Raw genomic sequence first — 22,484 nt, 5'->3', positions numbered from 1 at the left:
TGGGAAAGTGAGCCACTACCAATAAATCATTATCCCGTGTAACTTGTCCTTGTAACCTGTTGGCCAGGCTTGCTCAGCCCGGCCAACAGGGTGACCCTGTGTCAGCATAGTGCCAACGCTATATCGTTTAATCTAAGAAAAGCAGGTTGCCTGCAGTGAATATCGGCCAATGTCTATGGTTGCATGGCCTGTATCCGAGATGCTTATTATCTCCCCCGTTTTCCTGATCTACTGTTGATGCTTTTTAAAATTCTCGGCCTGCTGCAACACTTCCAGATAAACATCATCATTAGCTACAGGCGGGAAGCCGAATTTGTGCAACAGCAGGATTAACTCGACCTTTAAACTGGCTTTAATATCATCCCGATTACTCCAGTCCGGGAACTGGGCTTTATCATCAACGATGATCTTCATTTCTCTGGCCAGCTCCAGCATTTTTTCCTCATCATAGGTGAAGTCGTACTTTTCACACATATGCTGCAGAATATCCAGGAAAGCCTTTTCTTCCATATCAATGCCCAGATCCACAAACGACAGCATCTCGGCTTTAATGTCGTAGATCATATCGGTCATTTCCTGACTGAAGGTATCGAACTCTTCACCGTTGAGCACATCGTTTTCTTTACGTTCGTTGTATTTATCAACCAGAGACTGGAAGCGCTTAGAAAAGTTAATGCCCTGCATCTGATTGACCTTTTTAAAGTCACTGATCGCTTTTTCCAGCATCTTTTGCAGCAACTGCATGCGGGTGTTAGGCAGTTTAATTTTACTGACCCGATCCAGATAATCTTCATCAAAAATATCCAGGGTTTCCGCGTCATCCTCACCCATGCGGTAGATCTCTTCGACACCGTCTGCCCGTAGGGCCTCGGCAATCATTTCGCGCACTTTCTGGTTCATTTGCGCGGTATCCGGGGCATTACCTTTGGTCAGTTTAAAAACAATGGAACGCACCGCCATATAGAAATGAATATGGTCCCGTTCATCCTGAGTCAGTTGTTCATTGCCGACACACACGTCATAAGCGGCTTTTAACCGCTTCACCAGCGCCATAAAGCGAGTTTCGCCTTTTTTGGTGCGCAGTATAAATTCAGCGGCCTGATTCAGGCATGCCAGCTGCTCGGTGGCTTCACCGGAGAAATAGCCCGAACTATCGAACTTGTGGAACATCTGCCTTAACAGATCGAGATGATTCTTCACCTCTGTCAGCGATGCCTGAATATCCTCAAAATTGGTTTCATCGGCTTTGGAGTACATCGCCAGCGCCTGATTCATCCGGCTTTTAATGCCGATATAATCCACCACCAGACCTTTATTTTTGCCTTTGAACTTACGGTTGACGCGAGAGATGGTCTGAATCAGATTATGTTTCTGCAGTGGCTTGTCGATATAGATGGTATCCAGCTCAGGTACATCAAAGCCGGTCAGCCACATATCCACCACAATGGCGATCTTAAAATTCGAACGCGGGTCTTTAAACTGCTGGTCCAGTTTTTTACGATACTCTTTATTACCCAGCAGCTTATACATCTCAGCGTCATCGTCTTTACCACGAGTCATCACCATATTGACCAAGGGCAGTGACATCAGCTGTTTACGATCCTCTTCGTTCAGCTCAACACCATCAATGGCCTGCTTCTTTTCAAACCAGGCCGGGCGCAGTGCCTTAACGCTGTTATAAAAATCGTAAGCAATTTCACGGCTGGCGCAAACAAACATCGCCTTGCCTTTAATGGTGGAACCCTCACTGACGCGATTATCGTAATGCTCAACAAAGTCTTTTGCTAACGCCTCAATACGGTCCGGGTCACCCAGAATAGCGTTCATATTGGCGGTGGCTTTTTTACTCTCTTCAATCTGATATTCGCTGGCCCCGGCTTCTTCGCATTCCTTGTAGTACTGCTCGATCTCTTCCAGCTTATTATTATCCAGCACCACCTTGGCTGCCCGGCCTTCGTAGACGATACGCACCGTGATATCGTCATTGACCGACTCGGCCATGGTATAGCTGTCCACCGGATCACCAAACACATCTAACGTGGCATCAATCGGTGTACCGGTAAAACCGACGAAGGTGGCATTAGGTAGAGAATCGTGCAGATATTTAGCAAAGCCGTAGGTTTTACGCACCGTGCCTTTTTTCTGATCCACCACCACTTTCTGATCCAGATTGACCTGACTGCGGTGGGCCTCATCCGAGATACAGATAATATTGGTGCGTTCTGATAGCAGCTGAATATCTTCGGTAAACTTATGAATGGTGGTCAGAAATACCCCGCCACTGCTGCGCCCGGCCAGCTTTTCCCTCAGGTCCTGACGACTGGTGACCGGCTCAACCATCTCATCACCGATATACTGCGTCGCCTTACAGAACTGCTTAGATAGCTGCTCATCCAGATCGGTACGGTCGGTAATCAGTACAATGGTCGGGCTTTCAAAATCCACGCTTTTCATCAGCAAGCGGGATAAAAACTGCATGGTGTAACTCTTACCGCAGCCCGTGGCACCAAAGTAAGTACCGCCTTTACCGCTGCCTGACGGCTTGCGCTCTTTTTTGATATTAAAATATAGCTTACGGGCGGCGTAATACTGGGGATAACGGCAGACAATTTTTACCTCCTCGTTGGAGGTATCCGGGAAATAGACAAAGTTCTTCAGCACATCACGCAGACGCACCGGATCGAACAAACCCTGAATCATGGTATACAGGGCATTAATCCCGTCTTTCTCGGTGGACTCATTACCGGTGATCTTGCGCCAGGCGTAGTAATACTCATACGGCGCAAACAGATTACCCAGCTTATTGGCGACACCATCGCTCACCACGCACAGGGCATTAAAGACAAATAACTGGGGAATATCACGACGGTAACGCACACATAGCTGACGCCAGGCATCATGAGTGCTGGTCTTTTCCTCACGAATTGCGGATTTAAACTCAAACACCACCACCGGCAACCCGTTGATATACAGAATGGCATCCGGGATACGCTTTTCTTCTGTGCCTTCAATCTCCAGCTGATTAACCAGCTTATAAATATTATTATCCTGGCGCTTCTCAGACAGATAACTGGCCGGCGTTTCTGCTACCTGACTCGGCATATCAGCGGGGGCCGGTTCGCGGGTAAACATCTGCGCCAGCTGCTCTGGTAAAGCATGGGTATCCATCAGCTCAATATAGATATCCTGCTTCTGCCGCCCGGCAGAATCCGTCGCCGGATCACGCTCCAGCACAAAACCATTTGCCAGCCAGTGACAAAAGGTTTTATTACTCTCGTACAGAACGCTGGCCGATAACGCTTTCAGCTGACGAATAACCGAATCAATCTCGCTGTCCGTAATATCCTGCGCCTGATACTGACGAGACAGATAACGCCGTAGATCCTCCTCAATCAAAACCTCGCTATTATCACCCCGCTGGATATCACAACCGGGATAATGGCGATACCCCTGATCACCCAGCAGATCAATAATGGCTTGTTCCAACCTGGCTTCGGTAAATTTCAGGCTCATAGCGTTATCTTTCTCATCCTTGTAAAACGGCGTAGGTCGGAAAAGCCGTAGGCACCTTCCGACAAAAACGGAAAAACGAGTAAAAGTAAGAGTGAGAGGGCTATTTCTCCAAAACCCACTTTCCCTCTTTTTTGATGGCATCATGCATCGCATCGGGGGCCAGATCCAACTCACCCGGCCATGTCACCACACCATCCTCAATCATCACACGGCGAAACTCTTCAGGATCTTTCAAGCGTTCGAACACACCGTAAAAAAAGCTATTTGCAAACTCTACAGTACCCTGTACGCCGTCTTTAAAACGAACAAAAAGCCTGTTATCGGCTTTAACACTGACTTCAGTAACATCCCATTCCATAACTTACTCCAAAGGGGCAATAGGTTTTGGTTGCTGATGATTTGAACAAAGTTCCGGTAGTTTTCAAGATAGTTGTCCATTAACTCTGCCTGATGCAGCTCCACCCAATCGAGCACAAGATTGGTTGCCCTTCTTGGTAATGAACCATGCGTCACTTCCTGCTTTTGGAAATCAATCACAGCCTTATATTCACCGTACTTAACATGGATATGAGGTGGGGCATGATCACCATAAAACATCTGAATAATAATGCCGTAAAACGCACTTATTGTTGGCATAACAAATCCCCCTCCAATGTTAATGACATGATTTTCAGGCCACAGCTCTATCATCATCGTAGGTCGGAAAAGCCGTAGGCGCCTTCCGACAATCAATCACTCTGGGAGCAAAATGTCGGATGGTGTGCAGCCTATCCAACCGACTCCCAAGTTATTTAAGCGATAGCGATTTCCTCGGAGATATTCTCCTGATTGCCTGCATCAATATCGAGCTGATCCAGACGTAACTCCCCGGAGATTAGTTTGGGGAGTAGGGTGTCACGTAGAGACTCTAACGACACAATTTCTTGTATGTTTTTTAATAACTTATTTAGCAAAGGATCACTATACATCTGAAATTGTCTAAGTATGTTTTCTGATGGACATAAGACTTTCACCTTTGAGAAGGTACTTGTATTCATATTAAGCGTTGCACTCCCACCACTAGCTAGATCATGGAAATGATCTTTCTTTTCTATCAATGAGAAATACAAGTAATTTCGGTGATAATCACACTCAGGAATCAGACTGTTAATCTGCTGGTTTGTATGAGCATCACTAGTAGAAATAGATACTAAACCGACAGTTGCTATACAGCTAACGCAGATACTTCCTTTTGGTATAAGCTTATTTATTTGAGATTCACTACCTGCAGGGCTCAAGTTGTCAGATGTCTTCGTAATAAATACATTTCCATGCATGTCTGGTATTTTTATAAATGATACCTGTCCCCCATAATATTCTGAGACTTTTTTTGATGGAGTTTTACCACAAACTACTCGCCCTAAATCTGTAAGCTGTTTAACATCCCACCCTTTCGGCATCGATCCTAACTCGCCTTTCTCAAACTGATCAGGGAATAGCTGACGGATATTATCTGGAAGAGGTTTAAATCCTTCACTTGCACGCACTGCTTTACGCTGCGTTGCTCGTTGTTGCAACTCATTAGGAATTGGGTTGCCTGCATCCAAGGCGTTATCAATCACAGGATCAAAATCAACAAACCATGATTTAAAGAGGGTTTGCGCCATTTGTTCGAGGGTGTGGTTGATTTGGCGATTGAGGTCTATTCTGTCATCCAAGCTCTTAAGATGATTGGTTATTTTCTTTTGCTCAACTAAAGTAGGCAGTAAAATTTCAGCTTGTTTAAAGTCTTTTAGAATTACCCGGGGTATTGCTGCGCCCGAAATAAAGTTGTTTTTTAAATAGGAAAGAACTTGCGGTGACATAAAGTAATACTTTAGAAACCATGGATCTATGTCACTCAGAATAGGCCTCAAGATTGCTACAGAAGAAAGTAGGACCACTTCATCATCCCGCGTAACAACACAAACCGTGTCAAGGGCACTATTCCCATCTTTAGCAACGAGCACATCACCCACACTAGGTTTGCAGCCCTGCTTAACGAGTATTTCGTAATCTTCGTAAGATATGTGTCGCGCAGAATTTAAATCTATTCCCCAATGATTTAAATCCTTCACTGACGCCATGGGCATTCCGTTTAATACAGACTTGGGACTTTGATGACTACCATCAGTGATTTTTGAACAAATCTTTCCAAGTGTTGTGATTTGCCACTCACTCCCCATAACCCAGTGCCTCCATATTTTTACGGATGGCTTTATCCAGTTCTTCCGCTTCTTTTAGCTGGCTGTACAGGGTTGTGGTTAGGTCTTTCATTTTGGTTTCAAACGGGATGCCGTCATCTTCAATTTTTGCGGCACCGACATAACGGCCTGGGGTCAGTACAAAGTCGTTTGCTTTAATCTCTTTCAGGGTGGCGGATTTACAGAACCCGGCTTGATCTTCGTATTTTTCAACGCTGATTTCTTTGGCGTCGATACGACGTTGCAGTTCGTCGCTATCACTGCGCCAGGCGTGGTAGGTGTCTGCAATCTTAGCAAGGTCATCAACGGTCAGTTCTTTGTGTACCCGGCTGATCATGGTGCCCATTTCGCGGGCGTCGATAAACAGGGTTTCGCCTTTACGATCTCGATAACTGTGCTTTGAGTCAGCGCTTTTGTTTTTGGTCAGGAACCACAGGCAAACAGGAATCTGGGTGGTGTAGAACAGCTGACCCGGCAGGGCGATCATACATTCTACGCGGTCATCTTCGATCAGTTTCTGGCGGATCTCGCCTTCGCCGCTGGTATTGGAACTCATAGAACCGTTTGCCAGTACAAAACCGGCGGTGCCGTCTTCGCTCAGCTTGGACAGCATATGCAGAATCCAGCCGTAGTTGGCATTGCCGGTTGGTGGGGTACGGAAGCCGCTAAAACGTGGGTCGTCGGTTAGTTCCGCATCGTTACGCCAGTCTTTCAGGTTAAACGGCGGGTTCGCCATAATGTAATCGGCTTTCAGGTCTTTATGCTGGTCGGCAAAGAAGGTATTCGCCGGGCGTTCGCCCAGGTTGCCGGACAGACCTCGAATCGCCAGGTTCATTTTTGCCAGTTTGTAGGTGGTGGTGGTCAGTTCCTGACCGTAAATGGCAATATCCTGACTGCGGCCTTTATGGCTTTCAACAAACTTCAGGGATTGCACAAACATACCGCCTGAGCCACAACAAGGGTCGTAGATTTTGCCCTGATAAGGTTCCAGCATTTCAGCCAGCAGGGTGACGACGGATTTTGGCGTATAGAACTCGCCCCCGCCTTTACCTTCTGTGGCGGCAAATTTACCCAGGAAATATTCGTAAACCCGACCTACCAGGTCTTCTTCGCTAAGATCACATTCATTGGCCAGGGTGTCGATATTGTCGATGGCATCAATCAGCGAGGCCAGTTTCTTCACTTCCAGCCCCTGACGGGAGAAGTAGTTCTCTGGCAGTGCGCCTTTCAGAGAGGAGTTGGTCTTCTCGATAGTGCTCAGGGCAGTATCAATCAGGATGGCGAGATTATCCTGCTTGGCATTCTTTTTAACGAAATTCCAACGCGCCTCTTCCGGCAGATAGAAGACGTTATCCTGCTGGTAGAACACTTCGATATCAACAAAGGCATCCTGACCGTTGTCGATCAGCTCCTGACGACGGCTTTCAAATTTGTCGCTGATAAATTTCAGAAACACCAGACTCAGTACAACGTGTTTGTACTCCGATGATTCAACGCTGCCGCGCAGTTGGTTGGCGGTATCCCACAGGGTTTCTTCAAAGCCTTTGGCTGGTTTCTTTTTAGCGGCTTTTTTTGCCGGTGCTTTCGCCATGCTGATTCTGTTCCTGGTGTCGTCTGTTTTCGTTAATGTCTGAAACGCTAAAACAATCACTTAAGTCTTGTGATGTCGGGTAATGTGCCTGATGACAATATGATGAATAGCAGGCCATCACTCATTTCAATATTGTTTGGAAAGCCGGTGTTTTTCTGTTTATTAAGGTCGTAGGGACGGATGGTGTTTTACTGATCCCGCCTGTTTCCAACCTGTAATATTGAGGTCTGTTAGCAGAAGGATTGCAATATGCCGCATGAGCTATGGGGGCGCTCCCTCTGACCTCTGATATATTGTCTGAATTAACAGGCTGACTGTTGTCTGCTTGTAGCACGACACGGCTTTCCAATTGTCATGCGACGCTATAATAACGGATTTATCCAGCCAGCAGATATTGGCTTAATTACTATAGTGATCAAGCAGTTATATTCAGTATATTGCTATGCGAGGTGGGGGCTTCGCGAAGAAAGATGATGTCTTGTTTTTAAAATGATGTCCAGTGAGTTTATCAGGTTAATGACATATTATTTTCGGGTATCCGCAAGACTTTCTGAGTGAAGATCAATGGACGCTTTCTATGCAAACACCGGTTTAAAATCGGGTTGTAAAACAAAAGCCTGTTATTCAGAATCAAGGCACATCGCAGGTGCTCTGCTATACAGTGCGCTGGCTAAGTCATGTATCAGAAAGCATGGTTCAGAAAATACCGTTCATAAAAACCGTTTATAAAACACAGGGAGAGTGCATGTTCACAGTCGATCATCTGAGTAACCGAATCAGCCCGGTTAAAACGCAAAAATTCAGCGAACTGGGTTTTACCGAACGCAAACACCTGCAGGAATGGCTGGCCTATCAGCCTGATGCGCTGGGTGAAGAGCTTCTGATTATTCAGAAAGAGTTTGACGGTTTTGATGACACCCGTGAACGGCTTGATCTGTTAGCGCTGGATAAAGACGGTAACCTGGTAATTATTGAAAATAAGCTGGATGATTCTGGTCGTGATGTGGTCTGGCAGGCGCTGAAATATGCCTCTTATTGCGCCAGCCTGACCAAAGGCCAGATTGTCGATATCTACCAGCAATATTTACATAAATACCCGCCTGTTAAACGTCACGGTGATCAATCTGCGGATGTCGTTCTTAACGCAGCCAGTCGAATCTGTGATTTTCTGAACGCCCCTGATCTGGACGAAGTGAAGCTGAACTTAGGCAATAGCCAGCGTTTAATGCTGGTAGCGGCGAACTTTCGTAAGGAGGTGACCAGCACCGCACTTTGGTTGTTAGGTCAGGGGATCAGTATTCAATGCTTTAAAGTGACGCCTTATTCTCTGGAGGAACGGCTACTGATTAATATTGATCAGATTATTCCAACACTGGAAGCAAAAGAGCTGATGATCAGTATTAACGCTAAGGAAGCGGAAGAGAAAAGCACTGAAGTCGTATTAAAGAATGCTCAGCAAAAACGGTTGGCCTACTGGGAGCAGTTGCTGGAGGTGTTCCAGCAAAGTGATTGCAAACTGTATGACAACATCAGCCCCGGTAAAGATCATTGGTTATCAGCAGGGTCTGGATTAAGTGCTTGTCCGTTCCGGCTGATTTTTTCTCAGAAAGAGTTACGGGTAGAGCTGGGGCTGGATCGTGCTGATCAGGCTGACAATAAATTTCTGTTTGATTACTTATTTTCTCATCAGTCCGATATCGAGCAGGCTTTTGGAGCCTCATTGGAATGGCTGCGTCTGGATGATAAGAAAACATCACGGATTCAGTTTGGTTATCAGGTTGACGGTTTTAATACCGACACCTGGACACAGTCTGTCAGTTGGCATCTGGAGCATATGAGTAAACTGGAACAGGCCATCAGAGCACCCTTGCAAAAAGCCGCTGAGGCGTTAAGGCAAAAACATAACGGTACTACGAACGTGTAAGGCGGTGTCGTCAGTTTAAAGAAGTGCAACCCGTCAGTGATTATGCAGGTTGCGGATGCGTTTGCCATAACTGCCAAACAGGCCGCTCAGAAAACCAGCAAACATCAGTTAGCAGTTGCTTTAAACCGCTGACTGATGTTTCAATATTTGCTAATTAACCGGATCAAAAAGAAGGAGGTGTCTATCGCAAGCATTTAAATCATAAACAAAGTCGCTACCCCTGAGTGATCCTACCCACCCAGAGGCAGCTAACCATCATCGATAACGTGAGTATCTAATAATGGCTACAGTTAATAGTACGTCAGAGCCCCGCTCGGCTAAAGAAAAATTTCTTTATTTTCATCATCTTACGGCCTGTAATCGCATTTGCGGTGCCAGGTTTTTTTGCGTCCTCAATTCCTTCCGTTTCTCGGGTTTTAACCTTCATTGTCCGTCGTTTTTTCACCGAGGGGATGTTTTATCCCAGGGTATTTTATCCATAGGTGCTGTAACGCCCGGATTGTGCTCCCGTTTGTCTGAATCGATCATTCGTTTATCGGATCGGCGGTTTTCCTGTTCGTCTGTGGGTTTAATGCGCCGGGTATCCTCCCGCCTTAAATCTGCCGTCGCCATGATCGCGATTGATCTATTTAAACCAGGGCCGGTTAAATCTGGGCCGAATTCAGCAACCGGAATAACACGGAGGTTAGCACTATGAACCAGAGTAATAATGTCTCCGACATTAAAAGCGGGGAGAAAAAAGAGGCCGTTGATCCGCTGGATATGTATCAGTTAAGTCAGGCTTTCGAATGCTTTAATCAGCGCTGTGCATTTATGCTGGTGGCGCTGGACAATATCGCTTTCGGGAGTGAACCATCCATCCATAGAAATGATGCCGCTTATGGCGCTGGTTACTACATTTCTGATCTGATGGATGAGATGCAGCTGATTCAGAGAATGGTGGATAAAGATCTGAAAACTGGCGATTAACACTTCACCCTGTTTCTGATTGGCAGGGTATTGAGTGATTTAAATGCTTTGCCGGTAGAGACACTGCCTGTGCCATGTTCTTTGGAGGGAGCATGGCACATAGTGTCGTTGCTATTGGTTGGATATTGGCTAGCTGAATATTTGCCGATTGCATATTTACCGGTTGGATATTTACCCGATGTTTGCAGTACAGCGCTAAAGGCTGTACTGAATGATGATTCCACCGTTTGCCTGAGCCGCACGGCAGGAATCCACGAGGGATTGTATGAAGTTACCGCAGGGCTGGCATGAAGTCAGCGATGAACGGGCCTGGATTCTGGGCGATAAGTTAGATCAGGCTATCACGAAAGGTCATTTTTTATATGGCAAAAATATTCGGGTGGTCGCACACCGTTACCAGAGAAACCCGGATGAGGTGTTGTGCTGGCATCCGGACGAAGAGGATCTGTTTACCCTGGTGCATCTGAGCTGGGATTTACTGCCTGATGTTTGTAAAGCGCCACCAATTGTCGGTATGCACGGCAGCTTTCAGGATTTTCTGAATTACGAAGTGCTGGTACTGGAGCGTTTGCTATACGACGAAACCGGTGTGATAAAAGATGCTGAAGCACGAGCCGAGGCCAGGGGTATTAAGATTGGTGAGCAACGAGGTATTCCCATTGGTGAAAACAGAGGTCTGGCCGTAGGAGAACGGCAGGGGCAGATTAAAGTTCTCACCCGGCAGCTCTGCCGCCGTTTTCGAACGAGGCCAACAGAGATCGTTGCCAGAGTGCATTCAGGCTCTGCCGAACAGCTGGAACAATGGGCTGATAATATTCTAACGGCACAAACCCTGGAGCAGGTTTTTTCAAAGGGATAACGACAATCGTTAATCGTTAATGTGTTTTATCCGGGCTTTGTTTTTTATCTGAGCTCTGGTTTTTTGTCTGTATTCTGATGGTCGGGCTGGCTCCGCCATCAGTTTACATATCAACTTTGGAAGGCCGGGAAGAAGGTGAGCGAACGGGCTGTCAGATGGCCTCGAAGAGGCCTGACTCAGAACCGTTCAAAGTGTATATAAGATGCCAGACAGTGGGCTGGCTGTTGAAGCCGTTACTGAATTTTTGTCCGGTCTTGTTGTTGATGTCAGGGAAATCAAAGATCAGACGTCGTGGCTTCCAGTCCCATTAGTCACTTTGATCCGCAGCACCTGCCTGTGGTGTGTCATCGGTATCTCCGGCTATCAGACAGGCTTGCGCCCATAAATCACCAGGGTGATTCCACCCAGGATAGCCACAGAGGCGATAACCAGATTTATAGTGACGGGTTCTGCGACAAAGATGACACCACCCATTGCTGCAATCACAGGAACCAGTAACTGCAGAACGCCAGCCTGGGTGGCCGTAAACAGCCTGAGCACCCGATACCAGAGTACATAACCCAGCCCTGATGTTATCGCGCCAGATATCAGCGCCAGCAAGAAACCTTTCGGTGTCATTTCGGCACCCTGCCATAGCAGCCAGATGCCCGTTAGCAGCAGAAGAGGCCAGGTACGGAAAAAGTTTGCAGCCGTATCTGCCACTGGGTCATTTGATTCTTTCCCGGCCAGGGTATAAAACCCCCAGGCAATGCCTGCCAGAGTCATCAGTACAAAGCCCATCAGAGACGGTGTGCTTAACCCTGGCAATACCAGGTAAATAAAACCGGCAAAAGCAATTAGCAGACCCAGCCATTCCATTAATGCCAGCTTTTGCCCCTTTATCAGGCTGTATGCAATCATGGTTAACTGAACCGAACCAAACAGAATCAGAGCGCCTGTTCCGGTATCCAGATCCAGATAAGCGACAGAAAAACAGATCGCATAGACAAACAGCATAATGGCCGCCCGATTGCCCCCACGGGAAGACAAAACACTTAGCAGATCTTTACTTCTGTCGGAGAAGCGTTGTGACCAGCGTTTTACCACTGGAATACCATCCAGCAAAGAGCGATGTTCTACAGGAATAGAGACTCTCTGTTGCTCTCGCTTTCGAACACGAGCCAGTATCAGCATCAGTATCAGGATTCCACTGCCCAGCCTTACCAGAGTAAAGCTGACCGGATCGATCAGAGTATCTCCCAAAGCAAGACGACAAAGTACTGAATTTGCAGCAAGCGCTGATAACGCCAGAATAACGAGTAAGATATTGCCTGTCTTCATCTGTATTTCCGGTTCCTTCCCATAAATAGTCACCGATGGGGTAACAACAGCGGACCTTATTAAATTCTGGCTAAAGATACATTCTCCGCAGGTATAAATCAGGAGTGTGCTTAAAGGCAGGGTATAAAGTCGGATATATTATCAAGGGCTGAACAATATCGCTCTGCAAAGCAGTATATTCGTAGCATTCATTGAATAATGCCTGAATGCCTCTGTTCAGGTATGTATTGGCTCAAGGTTATTCTTAATTATGTCTGTTCAGACAACTTGAGCTTATCCAGACAATAACTGTCTGAACCTTAGATTATAATAAATTTCAGACCTGCTATGGCAGGTCTGAAAGCAAGACTTTAGTGCAAAATAATCACTGAGTCGTGATTACCACATCAGGTCATCCGGAATCTGGAAGTCCGCATAAGGGTCATCTTCTTCCTCGTCACCGGTATCCGGTGCTTTTTCATTCAGCACGATAGGCCAGTCCGGTTCTCGCTGCTGGATCTTTTCCGCCACTTTCGGTGGAATCAGCTCAAATACACCTTCCAGTTCAGCAATGGCCAGGCGACCTTTTGCCAGCTGATCAGATATTTTTTCGGCTACATGGATCTTCTTAACTTTTTTATCCAGTACGAAATTATGAGCGACATCACCTTTGATCTCATCACCCAGACGATTCATCTCAATCAGTTGCTTCACCTGAGCCTGAATCGCTTTTCTTTCTTCTTCGGCCGTTTTTTGCTGATTCAGCTCTCGGTCACGATCCGCTTTTTCTTTACGCGCTTGCTCAGCACGCAGCTTAGTCTCATCTTCTGCGCCGGTTTTACGCTGAACTTTTTTCTGTTTCTTAACGTGCTTTTCAGCCTGCTTAGCCTTTTTCTTATCTGTCAGGCCCATATTCAGCAGCTGATCCTGTAAGGATTTACCCATAGTTTTATCACTGTTTTAATTTCAGATGCATTGATGCTGGCTGATTTTACTGAAAGCCAGTCCCTAAAAGCCAGAATCAATTTTGCAGATAACTCATCATCTGCCAGATAATGGCCCGGACAATAAGCAAATCGGCTGATTGCCCGTCAGGTTTGCAGGTGGAGTGAACGGTAAGCAAAGCATCAGATCAATGATGGCAGATAAACAGTGAGTTACCCGATAAATATCTGACTGCCTTTGGTTCACCCCAGGTGCTTTTTATTCACTCAGACCCGACGGATTCTGAACTGACGACCTTTAATGCCGGATTCCTGCAGATGCGCCAGCGCCTGACGAGCGACTTTACGCTCAACAGCGACATAAGCGGCAAAGTCAAAAATATCAATTTTTCCGACCTGATTACCAGCAATGCCACCTTTACCGGTCAGAGCCCCCAGCAAATCTCCAGGGCGCACTTTGTTCTTTTTGCCACCATCAATTGCCAGGGTTACCATCGGAGGTCTCAGACTGGCGATGCGATCCGCATCGGTTAGTTTATCCCGGTCGGATACCGTCAGGTCCAGCCCCAGCAGATCGGCAATATCATTCATTTTATATTGCTCTGACTCTGTGATCAGGCTGATTGCCAGGCCTGATTTTCCTGCACGGCCTGTACGACCAATACGGTGTACATGGACTTCGGGGTCACGGGTCAGATCAAAATTGATCACCATTGGCAGGTCATCAATATCCAGTCCTCGGGCAGCAACATCAGTGGCAATCAGAAACTGAGAGCTACGGTTAGCAAACTTAACCAGTACCCGGTCCCTGTCCTTCTGGTCCAGGTCGCCATGTAACGCCTGGGCGTGGCAATCCTGGTCCCACAGCTCTTTTTCAAGATCCATGCAACCCTGTTTGGTGTTACAGAAAATCACCGCGTGTTCTGGCTGATAGTGTCCCAGTACATCCAGCAGTAACTCGGTTTTATCCGCTGCTTTAGCGACCTGATAAAATTTTTGCTCAATCTGCTGACCGGAATGTACCGATTCCACTTCCACCATGACTGGATCACGCTGGAAGTCACCGCTGATTTGCTGAATTTTATCCGGATAGGTTGCTGAGAATAGCAGCGTCTGGCGATCTGACGGTGTCAGCTCCAGAATATCCACCATCTCATCATAAAATCCCATATCCAGCATACGGTCCGCTTCATCCAGTACCACGGTGCGGGTTTTATCCAGACTCAGTGTTCCCTTACGCAGGTGATCCTGGATACGTCCCGGAGTACCTACAACAATATGTGCACCATGAGCCAGAGAGCCTATCTGAGGGCCAATAGGCATACCTCCGCAGAGTGTCAGTACTTTAACGTTGTGGCGATAGCGGGCCAGCTTACGAATTTCTTTGGCGACCTGACCGGCCAGCTCACGGGTCGGACACAGAACCAGTGCCTGACAGGCAAACGATTCGACCCGGATGTTTTCCAGCAGACCGATACCAAAGGCTGCGGTTTTACCGCTCCCGGTTTTGGCCTTTGCGATCACATCTTTGCCAGACATCACCAGAGGGAGACTCTGCTGCTGAATCGGGGTCATCTGCTGATAGCCCAGATCTTTCAGGTTTTGTAATTGTTTCTCGGGTAGCTTCAGGCTGGAAAACTGGGAACTGGACATCGGACAGGGGCTCACGGCAATTTAATCGGGAATTAACAGAATATCGGACGGCGTAGACCGGCGCGGGGCGCGAAGTATACCCTGCTTTTATAAAAGGTGCATCCGCCGTGTCGCTAAACATCTGCTTCTTCAAACCTCTATCTCTGGCTGACCAAACTCAGCGTTGAAACAGAACAAACTTTCAGCTCTTGCTCTGCTATCAGTCATCTGTTTTATTAGCCGGATCTTAAAAACACCTGATTCAAAATCATCAGGTAACAAAAATATAAGGAATATCCTATGTCGGACAAACCGTTATTAGCCATTACAGAACAGATCGATAATGAACGTACCTGTGTTAACCATCTGTTGTTCCCTGCCGGAGGAGAAAGCCAGTGGCACAAGCATGACAGAGATTATGTCATTGTTCCGATGCAGGATTGCCAGTTAGACATTGATACCGGAGAAGGAGCAAAGACAGTTCCGATGAAAGCCGGTGAATGCTATTTTCGTTATGCCGGAGTGGAGCATAATGTGATGAATAATACGGATCAGGATATTGTCCTGATTGAAGTTGAAATCAAATAAGGGGTCTTGTAAGAGTAAGGTTAAGGTACACAGCAATAGAGGGATCAGAGCTTTTCTTATAGCGGTATACCCGGTTGAATGGTCAATGTCATTCTTGTTAACAGATTAATGATTCAACCGGGATTGTCCGTCTGCCTGTGCCAGCATTCGTATGAGTAAAAACTAAAAAAATCTAATGCCTTATTTGTATTAATTCAAACCTGATCTGTCAGTTATCTTTTAAGTATGATTTCTGTCAGATCAGGCTGTGCGTTTGAGAACATGGGGTTGTCTTCTTTTTAATCACTAGCTTATATTGATGATTTTCAGTTACTTCATACTTGTTATACTCACTTGCCTGATATGTTTAAAAAGAGGTTTCAGATAATGCTGTTCTTTCCAGCCCAACAGGAGCTTGATTGTATAAATGATAATGGGGATATCATTGGGAAAATCACGTTTGATGGTGCTCAGGATGAGTACGTTTTCTCGCCTGTCAGTGAATCCATTGTCTTATCAGGTTTAGAAGAAGCAAGTATTGCTATGAGACTGGCTGGACTTAAGTTGGGTAAGTTTTCTATACCGATGCAGGATGATGACTGATCAGATCCACTTATCAGTGTTGCAGTAATTCTCTGACCCGTGGGGGAGGGGGGAAGGCAACGATTGACAGAAAGGCTTTGCTCAGGCGTGTATCATTTACGAAAAAGCACACATATTTTATCTTTTTGTGTATGAAAAATGATTTGAGTCATTAAAATACTCCTCAGCTGCACGTTACCTGTGCAGATTATTGCGACGAATTTACGCTTCGTTTAGCAGGAGAGATGATGATTACTGTTTGTGCTTTGTATAAATTTGTCCGTCTTGATGATTTTGAGACGATCCGTGAGCCTCTGCAGCAACAGATGCTGAAGAATGATGTAAAAGGTACCCTGCTACTGGCTTCTGAAGGTATCAACGGTACTATTGCTGGCCCGGCCGAAGGTATTTCTGCGGTTTTATCCTGGCTGGCCAATGATCCTCGCCTGTCAGATATTGTCACCAAAGAATCCTATAACGAGCACAATCCTTTCAACCGCACCAAGGTTAAACTGAAAAAAGAGATTGTGACTATGGGGGTTGAAGGTATCGATCCTCGCCACGTCACAGGTACTTATGTTAAACCTGAAGACTGGAATGCGCTGATCAGTGATCCGGACGTTTTGCTGGTAGACACCCGTAACGACTACGAGGTTGAGATAGGCACATTCAGAAATGCTGTCAATCCGGATACTAAGACTTTCCGTGAGTTTCCGGATTATGTGAAAGAGAATCTGGACCCGGAAAAGCATAAAAAAGTTGCTATGTTCTGCACCGGTGGTATTCGTTGTGAGAAATCAACCGCTTACCTGAAAGAACAGGGCTTTGATGAAGTATTCCATTTGGAAGGTGGCATCCTGAAGTATCTGGAAGAAGTGCCTCAGGAAGAATCTATGTGGCAAGGTGAATGCTACGTTTTTGATGGTCGGGTAGCCGTCAATCATGATCTGGAAAAAGGTCAGTACGATATGTGCAATGCCTGTCGTTTACCTATCTCAGAACAGGATAAACAGTCGGAGCAGTATGAGGCAGGTGTCAGCTGTCCAAAATGTTATGGCACCCATAGTGATGCTCAGCTGGAGCGTTTTCGGGATCGGGAAAAGCAGATTCAACTGGCCAGAGCTCAGGGCATGGAGCATGTCGGTGGTCAGGCAAAGACCCATGCAGCCAGAAACCGTGAGCTGAAGCGTCAACAAAAAGAAGCGCAAAGAACTCGTTCCGGCCAGTTCTGATCTGTCGCGGTATCCAGTCAGTCTTTTTCCTCTCCGTCCGCAGGTCGGAGAGGAAAGATGTGTTTTTAAAAAACAGCGGGATACAGTCTGGTGATTTATAACGGTTTCAGGGGCATATAAATATCAGTGATCAGATCATCAGGAGCCACTTCACGGGGGTTGTTCAGATACTCTTCAAAGACAGGCTGATCGCAGGCTTCCCGGCCAGATTGCGGTAACCATTGCCCATAGAACCATTGATAGGCGCTGTGCATGTTGGCATAAGGCCCTTTAAAGCGAAGAATAGCGTATTCTCCTCCCTGAACATCGACTTTGCTATAAGGCGATTCTGGGGTGGTCTGCTCCAGAGCCGGAAAACCTGCACAGGCAGCAGATCGAAGCTCTTCTTTGGGTACAGCGTCAGGGTCATCAAAGTAGATACCAATACAACGCATTTCAGCATTTGCAAGGCCTCTCATCCCTAACCAGCCAAACAGCTTTTCAAAAGACTGGCCAATATCCATATAATCTCCTTTATGCTCCAGTCCCATTAAGTTGATTCCCGGAATATTCTCAACTCTTACATCATGCATACTGCTTTCCTCGGCCAGTGACGGCATAAGTGTCATACTGAATTGTTTGTGGCTGCCTTCACGCCGATAACGGGCAGGAGGCATACCGTAGGCTTCACTGAATGCACGAGAGAATGACTGCAAACTACTGTAACCGGATCGCACAGCAATATCTTTTACCGCAAGATCGCTGTTTGCCAGATACCCTGCCGCTTTATGTAAACGCAATCGTTTAACTGTACTGACCAGACTTTCACCAAATATCGCGTTATAGATACGATGCAGGTGGTAGGGTGAAATACAGGCTATATCAGCCATCTGATTGAGGTCTAATGGTTGCTCCGAATGGTTCCATATATAGTCAATCAGCTTTTCCAGACGCTGTTGGTAACGAACTTGCGAACTAACAGGCACAGTAAGCTCCTTCCATCTATTGTGATTCAGTTATTCCCGGGAACATTTACAGAGTAACACCCGTGGATTTAACAAATCCTGCTAAGTTGGCTGGAAAAGAGAAAAGAGAAAAGAGAAAAGAGAAAAGAGAAAAGAAAAGGATCAGGAGAATATCAGCCCACCGCAAGGGTGGGCTGATAACGCATTATTACTGCTCGGTAGCAACTTCTTCAACAGAAGCTTCTGTACGGCCAAATGCAGCAGGCTGGAAGTAATCTTCAGCCAGTTCATTTAACAGTGCATCCTGATTGCCTGCACCATCAAATGGCATCTGCTGCAGGAATGCATATTCTTCCAGCAGTTGCTTGTAGTCATCATCGCCATAAGCATGAACAGCTACCAGCTGTGCCGCTTCATAGCCAACGAATGAACGAACCAGATCAGCATACATCTGTTTGTTTGTCGCATTGCTGTCAACAAACTTCAGCAGTTGCTGCAGTACACGCAGGTACTGGCCACTGAAACGCTCATTTTCTTCCAGTTTCTGCTTTGCTTCATCCAGAGACTTGGCTGCAAACACGTGCTTGGAAACATGAGTCAGCTTAGCTGCCTGCAGTTTTTCCAGAGCATTGTTATGCTGGTCCAGCAGAGCAAAGAAAGTTGATTCAAACTGAGATTTTTCCAGAGCTTCAGATTGAGAAACCTGAGCACCAGAAGATTTTTTCAGCTCTTCACGGGTTTCTTTGTTTTCTTTCAGCTGCAGAACAATTGTCGCCAGCAGAGCAACAAAAGTAGCAAACATCAGAACAGGACCTAAAGTACCGCCCAGGAAGTCACCAAAGGTACCCATGTGAGCAATAACAGAAGCGTCGCCGCCTTTGAAAACCATCGCCAGAACCTGCATGAAGAAATTCACCATGAACAGGAATGGCGCAATGAATACTGTCAGAGCAACAGTTTTCTCAATCAGGTTTCTGGCACCGTCATTATCAGTGACGTTGGTCAGGTTCTGATCCAGAAATGGCTTGTAAGTATTTTTCGCTTTGTCAGCCATTGTCTTAGCAAAAGCAAAAGACAGAATTGAGCTGATAGCCAGATAGAAAAACTCCGCACTGCTGCTGCTTTCGAAATGCAGGCTGTACAGGAACAACGCAATTGAACCAATCAGTCCACCAAGAATATTCTTTTTCCACTGTACCATGTCAATTTTTGATGAAATGGATTTAAAAATTACGATGGAAACAAATAGGTAAACACTGATCAGCACAGCGTTACTAATTCCCATGGGCACCCCCTTAAATTAAAGTTAAAAATAAAAAACCGAAAACAAAATTCCGTTAATGATATCAACCAGATACCCATAACAGCAATTGAATATTTCTGATTGTTCCTGCCCATCCCGGACATTATGATTCCCGGACATTCACTGATTGCAGTAAATCCCTGTGTAAAAAGAAACCTCCGGGCTCATTAGAGGCTGTATTCCGGATAAGTTCACTAATCTGAGGGGGTCGAACAAAAGATCAGCGTACCCTATCACTCTGGTTCAAAAGGTCAATTAGTCTATAGGGGCAGCTGTCAAAAATTTGTCTGCAATACTGACTTTTCCTCATCGGCTAAAAAGTATTTTTCTTTTCAGCCGGGGCGGGTGCATTTCGATGTCTGTTAAAAGAAAGCAGAGTGTTAACAGATAGTTTCTCCAGCAAGAGGCCGAAGTGCTTCATAGGGCGACGAATGGCATTGATTATGATGATAGAGACCAGTAGGGCAAAAGCGACAGATCCGGCAGATAATGCCAGAATCATGGCATGGCTGACACAGTTAACACGCTGAATTCTGCGCGTTTGCTCCGGGGCTTTTATTGGAAGTGGGTCTGTCGTCCCTGGAACTCTCTGTCGAGAGGAAGAAAAAGGGGGCCTTCCCAAAGACCCCAAAAGGCTTAGCAGTGGTCTTGCTAAAATGTATACAGGGTATGCATAAACACCGGAACAGAATGTAAAGGCTCAGGCTGTTGCGGCTTGTCTGGCATCTTTCAGACGGCCTCTGATATAAAATCCGATCGATAGCACGATCAGCATAAACAGCATCAGACTGATCGGGCGTTCGATAAACACCATCAGATCGCCTTCTGCAACTCCCATAGCCTGACGGAATCGGGTCAGAAATACCGGCCCCAGTACCAGACCCAGTACAATGGGTACTGCTGGAATCTCATTACGTCGCAGGATATAACCGATGATGGCAAACCCCAGTGCAATCAGTGCATCTGAAAACAGGTAGTTCTGGCTATAACTGCCAATAAAACCCAGTACCAGAATAAATGCACCGATAAAACGGCCACGGATTCGGGTCAGGTTAACAATCCAGCGAGTGGCTACGGATAAATAAAGGAAAACCACAATATTCATCAGGAACAGGGAGATATAAAGACCGGAGATAAATTCAGGACGCTCCATAAACAGTGTCGGGCCAGGGATATAGTTATGTACCATAAACACAGCCAGTAACATCGCCATCAGAGCATCCGCCGGGATACCGAAAGCCAGCAATGGCACCATCACAGAAGCGGTCACTGCATTATTGGATGTTTCGGATGCGATCAGACCTTCCGGAGCGCCATCACCAAATTTATCCGGTGTTTTAGAGAACTTCTGCGCCAGAGTATAAGAGAAAAACTGCGAGCCAAACTCTCCCACACCTGGTAACAGTCCCATCACAACCCCCAGAAAAGCAGAGCGGGCTACGGTGACTTTATGATGTACAATTTCCATCATACCGGAGAAAAATCCGCTGCCTTCCAGCTTAGTGATATGGGCATCCTGGCCTTTCTGAGATAACAGCACAAAAGCCTGTGACATGGCAAATAAGCCGATAACGGCAGGTACTAACGGGATACCTCCCAGCAACCACTCCTGACCAAAGGTAAAGTTCTGCGTGTTATACGAGCGGTCAATACCTATCGTGCCCAGAAAAAAACCAAACCCCAGCATCATTGCCGCTTCCAGAGTATGTTTGCGGTGAGCCAGTACCACAAAAATCATGCCCAGAGCTGCCAGCATGGCAAATTCTGCTGAACCGAACAGACGGGCCACCTGGGCCAGCATAGGTGCCAGCAGAACCAGAGAGGTCACACTGATAATGCCGCCAACAAATGAAGAGGTATAAGCAATGGATAATGCCCGCTTGCCCTCCCCCCTTTGCGCCATAGGGTAGCCGTCATAAGTCGTCAGAACCGCTACCGGGGTACCCGGAGTATTCATCAGAATGGCAGGGATAGCACCTCCGTACCAGGCACCGCCATAAACGCCCACCAAAAGCATCACCCCTGCCAGTGGCTCCATTGAAAAACTCAGTGGTAATAGAATGGAGATCACCCCGGCGGGTTCCAGTCCGGGAATAGAGCCAATAGTGACACCGATCAGGGCACCGATAAGAATGGCAAGCAGCACGCTGCTGGTACCAACTTCAGATAATCCGAGTAATAAAGTTTCCATCGCAAATCACCTTGTTATAGATACTGATTGGCGAAGATTGCCCAGTGCTCAGGCAGAAATTCGTATAACCAGACATCCGGCAGCCACAGACTCAGGCCAACCCGGAAAATCAGTACAATGACAAACAGAGCAAAAACAGATACTGAAAACCAGAAGCGGTCCAGTAAACGGGCCAGCCAGAGCAACAGGGTGACGAAGGCCAGAGTAGCAGGTACGAAACCAATCACAGACAGTGTATTGATGTAGAGGAAAAACAGGCCACTGGTAATAATGGCAACCCGGTAACGTCCTGCGCTGATAAAAGCGGCTTCCAGCAGATAGCCCGGATTCAGGCTTCTGATCCGGCAGGAAAAAAGTACCTTCCAGGCGGCAAACAGCACCATAGCGCCTAACCCCAGAACAGACCCCACCATTGGCTGCGTAAACCAGCCTCGTTTGGTATCGATCCATCCGGCCTGTTCCGGCACGCTGGCCATCAGTACCAGACCGGCCAGCAGTATTAACCAGTACACACTGTTGCTGCGTGTTTCCTTAATAGCCTGCTGTACATCCTGCTCTGTGGTGTCCGGATGATAAGCCGACTTTTGAAATGCGTCCTGCGTGCTGGCTGCCGATAATGGATTTAAGCCCTGACTCTCACGGGTGCCCGGAGTGTTTTCTGCATTCATAATAAATATCCTGATTGACGGCTGCAGCAGCATAGCGCTACTGC

At 46.6% G+C, this 22,484-nt stretch carries 19 protein-coding genes; 6 read left to right on the top strand and 13 right to left on the bottom strand.

What is annotated here, in order from left to right; all coding sequences use genetic code 11:
- Nucleotides 1-228: 228 nt before the first annotated feature.
- The 5 genes from H4O21_RS13550 to H4O21_RS13530 form a co-directional block, all read right to left on the bottom strand.
- Nucleotides 229-3,513 carry an HsdR family type I site-specific deoxyribonuclease gene (locus H4O21_RS13550; protein ID WP_182809413.1) on the bottom strand — a complete coding sequence of 1,095 codons (3,285 nt, stop codon included), beginning with the start codon at nucleotides 3,511-3,513 and terminating at the stop codon, nucleotides 229-231.
- 100 nt (nucleotides 3,514-3,613) lie between these two features.
- Nucleotides 3,614-3,871: a DUF2442 domain-containing protein gene (locus tag H4O21_RS13545; protein WP_182809412.1), complete on the bottom strand. Its 258-nt coding sequence runs from the start codon at nucleotides 3,869-3,871 to the stop codon at nucleotides 3,614-3,616.
- Nucleotides 3,787-4,149 carry a DUF4160 domain-containing protein gene (locus H4O21_RS26320; RefSeq protein WP_220495661.1) on the bottom strand — a complete coding sequence of 121 codons (363 nt, stop codon included), beginning with the start codon at nucleotides 4,147-4,149 and terminating at the stop codon, nucleotides 3,787-3,789. The genes H4O21_RS13545 and H4O21_RS26320 overlap by 85 nt, the downstream gene beginning before the upstream one ends.
- Nucleotides 4,150-4,304: 155 nt before the next feature.
- Nucleotides 4,305-5,717 (bottom strand): restriction endonuclease subunit S, encoded by a 1,413-nt coding sequence (locus H4O21_RS13535; protein WP_182809411.1) that lies wholly within the window; start codon nucleotides 5,715-5,717, stop codon nucleotides 4,305-4,307.
- Nucleotides 5,707-7,326, bottom strand: coding sequence for a type I restriction-modification system subunit M (locus H4O21_RS13530; RefSeq protein ID WP_182809410.1), 1,620 nt, complete (start codon nucleotides 7,324-7,326; stop codon nucleotides 5,707-5,709). The genes H4O21_RS13535 and H4O21_RS13530 overlap by 11 nt, the downstream gene beginning before the upstream one ends.
- A 745-nt stretch (nucleotides 7,327-8,071) precedes the next feature.
- Here H4O21_RS13530 and H4O21_RS13525 point away from each other — a divergent pair.
- Complete coding sequence (locus H4O21_RS13525) at nucleotides 8,072-9,250, top strand: DUF4268 domain-containing protein (protein WP_182809409.1); 1,179 nt, start codon at nucleotides 8,072-8,074, stop codon at nucleotides 9,248-9,250.
- 441 nt (nucleotides 9,251-9,691) lie between these two features.
- Here H4O21_RS13525 and H4O21_RS13520 read toward each other — a convergent pair whose 3' ends face one another.
- Nucleotides 9,692-9,862: a hypothetical protein gene (locus H4O21_RS13520; protein ID WP_182809408.1), complete on the bottom strand. Its 171-nt coding sequence runs from the start codon at nucleotides 9,860-9,862 to the stop codon at nucleotides 9,692-9,694.
- An 81-nt stretch (nucleotides 9,863-9,943) separates the two neighbouring features.
- Between H4O21_RS13520 and H4O21_RS13515 the strand changes: the two genes are divergently transcribed.
- Together H4O21_RS13515 and H4O21_RS13510 are read left to right on the top strand one after the other, a co-directional pair.
- Nucleotides 9,944-10,219: a hypothetical protein gene (locus H4O21_RS13515; RefSeq protein WP_182809407.1), complete on the top strand. Its 276-nt coding sequence runs from the start codon at nucleotides 9,944-9,946 to the stop codon at nucleotides 10,217-10,219.
- A gap of 265 nt (nucleotides 10,220-10,484) precedes the next feature.
- A complete protein-coding gene (locus H4O21_RS13510; RefSeq protein ID WP_182809406.1) occupies nucleotides 10,485-11,078 on the top strand; it encodes a DUF4351 domain-containing protein in 594 nt (197 codons plus the stop codon).
- Nucleotides 11,079-11,441: 363 nt separating this feature from the next.
- Here H4O21_RS13510 and H4O21_RS13505 read toward each other — a convergent pair whose 3' ends face one another.
- The 3 genes from H4O21_RS13505 to dbpA all read right to left on the bottom strand — a co-directional run bounded on the left by H4O21_RS13505 (nucleotide 11,442) and on the right by dbpA (nucleotide 14,974).
- Complete coding sequence (locus H4O21_RS13505; RefSeq protein WP_182809405.1) at nucleotides 11,442-12,398, bottom strand: DMT family transporter; 957 nt, start codon at nucleotides 12,396-12,398, stop codon at nucleotides 11,442-11,444.
- Nucleotides 12,399-12,776: 378 nt separating this feature from the next.
- A complete protein-coding gene (locus H4O21_RS13500) occupies nucleotides 12,777-13,322 on the bottom strand; it encodes a DUF2058 domain-containing protein (RefSeq protein WP_182809404.1) in 546 nt (181 codons plus the stop codon).
- Nucleotides 13,323-13,588: 266 nt separating this feature from the next.
- Nucleotides 13,589-14,974: an ATP-dependent RNA helicase DbpA gene (gene dbpA, locus H4O21_RS13495; protein WP_182809403.1), complete on the bottom strand. Its 1,386-nt coding sequence runs from the start codon at nucleotides 14,972-14,974 to the stop codon at nucleotides 13,589-13,591.
- Between the two features lie 279 nt (nucleotides 14,975-15,253).
- Here dbpA and H4O21_RS13490 point away from each other — a divergent pair, with 279 nt between their 5' ends.
- From H4O21_RS13490 to trhO, 3 genes are all read left to right on the top strand, one after another.
- Nucleotides 15,254-15,541 (top strand): cupin domain-containing protein, encoded by a 288-nt coding sequence (locus tag H4O21_RS13490; protein WP_182809402.1) that lies wholly within the window; start codon nucleotides 15,254-15,256, stop codon nucleotides 15,539-15,541.
- A 366-nt stretch (nucleotides 15,542-15,907) separates the two neighbouring features.
- The gene (locus tag H4O21_RS13485; protein WP_255487305.1) at nucleotides 15,908-16,123 is read left to right on the top strand and encodes a hypothetical protein; all 216 of its coding nucleotides are present in this window, start codon (nucleotides 15,908-15,910) and stop codon (nucleotides 16,121-16,123) included.
- 224 nt (nucleotides 16,124-16,347) lie between these two features.
- Complete coding sequence (trhO, locus tag H4O21_RS13480) at nucleotides 16,348-17,334, top strand: oxygen-dependent tRNA uridine(34) hydroxylase TrhO (RefSeq protein WP_182809401.1); 987 nt, start codon at nucleotides 16,348-16,350, stop codon at nucleotides 17,332-17,334.
- A gap of 95 nt (nucleotides 17,335-17,429) precedes the next feature.
- On the opposite strand, the gene H4O21_RS13475 is transcribed toward trhO, so the two are convergent.
- From H4O21_RS13475 to H4O21_RS13460, 4 genes are all read right to left on the bottom strand, one after another.
- On the bottom strand, nucleotides 17,430-18,299 hold the full coding sequence (locus H4O21_RS13475; RefSeq protein WP_220495660.1) for an AraC family transcriptional regulator: 870 nt from the start codon (nucleotides 18,297-18,299) through the stop codon (nucleotides 17,430-17,432).
- Between the two features lie 187 nt (nucleotides 18,300-18,486).
- Nucleotides 18,487-19,563 (bottom strand): putative phage abortive infection protein, encoded by a 1,077-nt coding sequence (locus tag H4O21_RS13470; protein ID WP_182809400.1) that lies wholly within the window; start codon nucleotides 19,561-19,563, stop codon nucleotides 18,487-18,489.
- 718 nt (nucleotides 19,564-20,281) lie between these two features.
- Nucleotides 20,282-21,772: a tripartite tricarboxylate transporter permease gene (locus tag H4O21_RS13465; protein WP_182809399.1), complete on the bottom strand. Its 1,491-nt coding sequence runs from the start codon at nucleotides 21,770-21,772 to the stop codon at nucleotides 20,282-20,284.
- A gap of 14 nt (nucleotides 21,773-21,786) precedes the next feature.
- Entirely contained in the window at nucleotides 21,787-22,440 is a 654-nt protein-coding gene (locus H4O21_RS13460) for a hypothetical protein (protein ID WP_255487304.1), read from the bottom strand.
- Nucleotides 22,441-22,484 lie beyond the last annotated feature (44 nt).

The organism is Oceanospirillum sediminis, assembly GCF_014164585.1.
In the GTDB taxonomy this organism is placed as follows: Bacteria; Pseudomonadota; Gammaproteobacteria; order Pseudomonadales; family Halomonadaceae; genus Oceanospirillum; species Oceanospirillum sediminis.
This window is presented reverse-complemented; position numbering and strand designations above follow the sequence as displayed.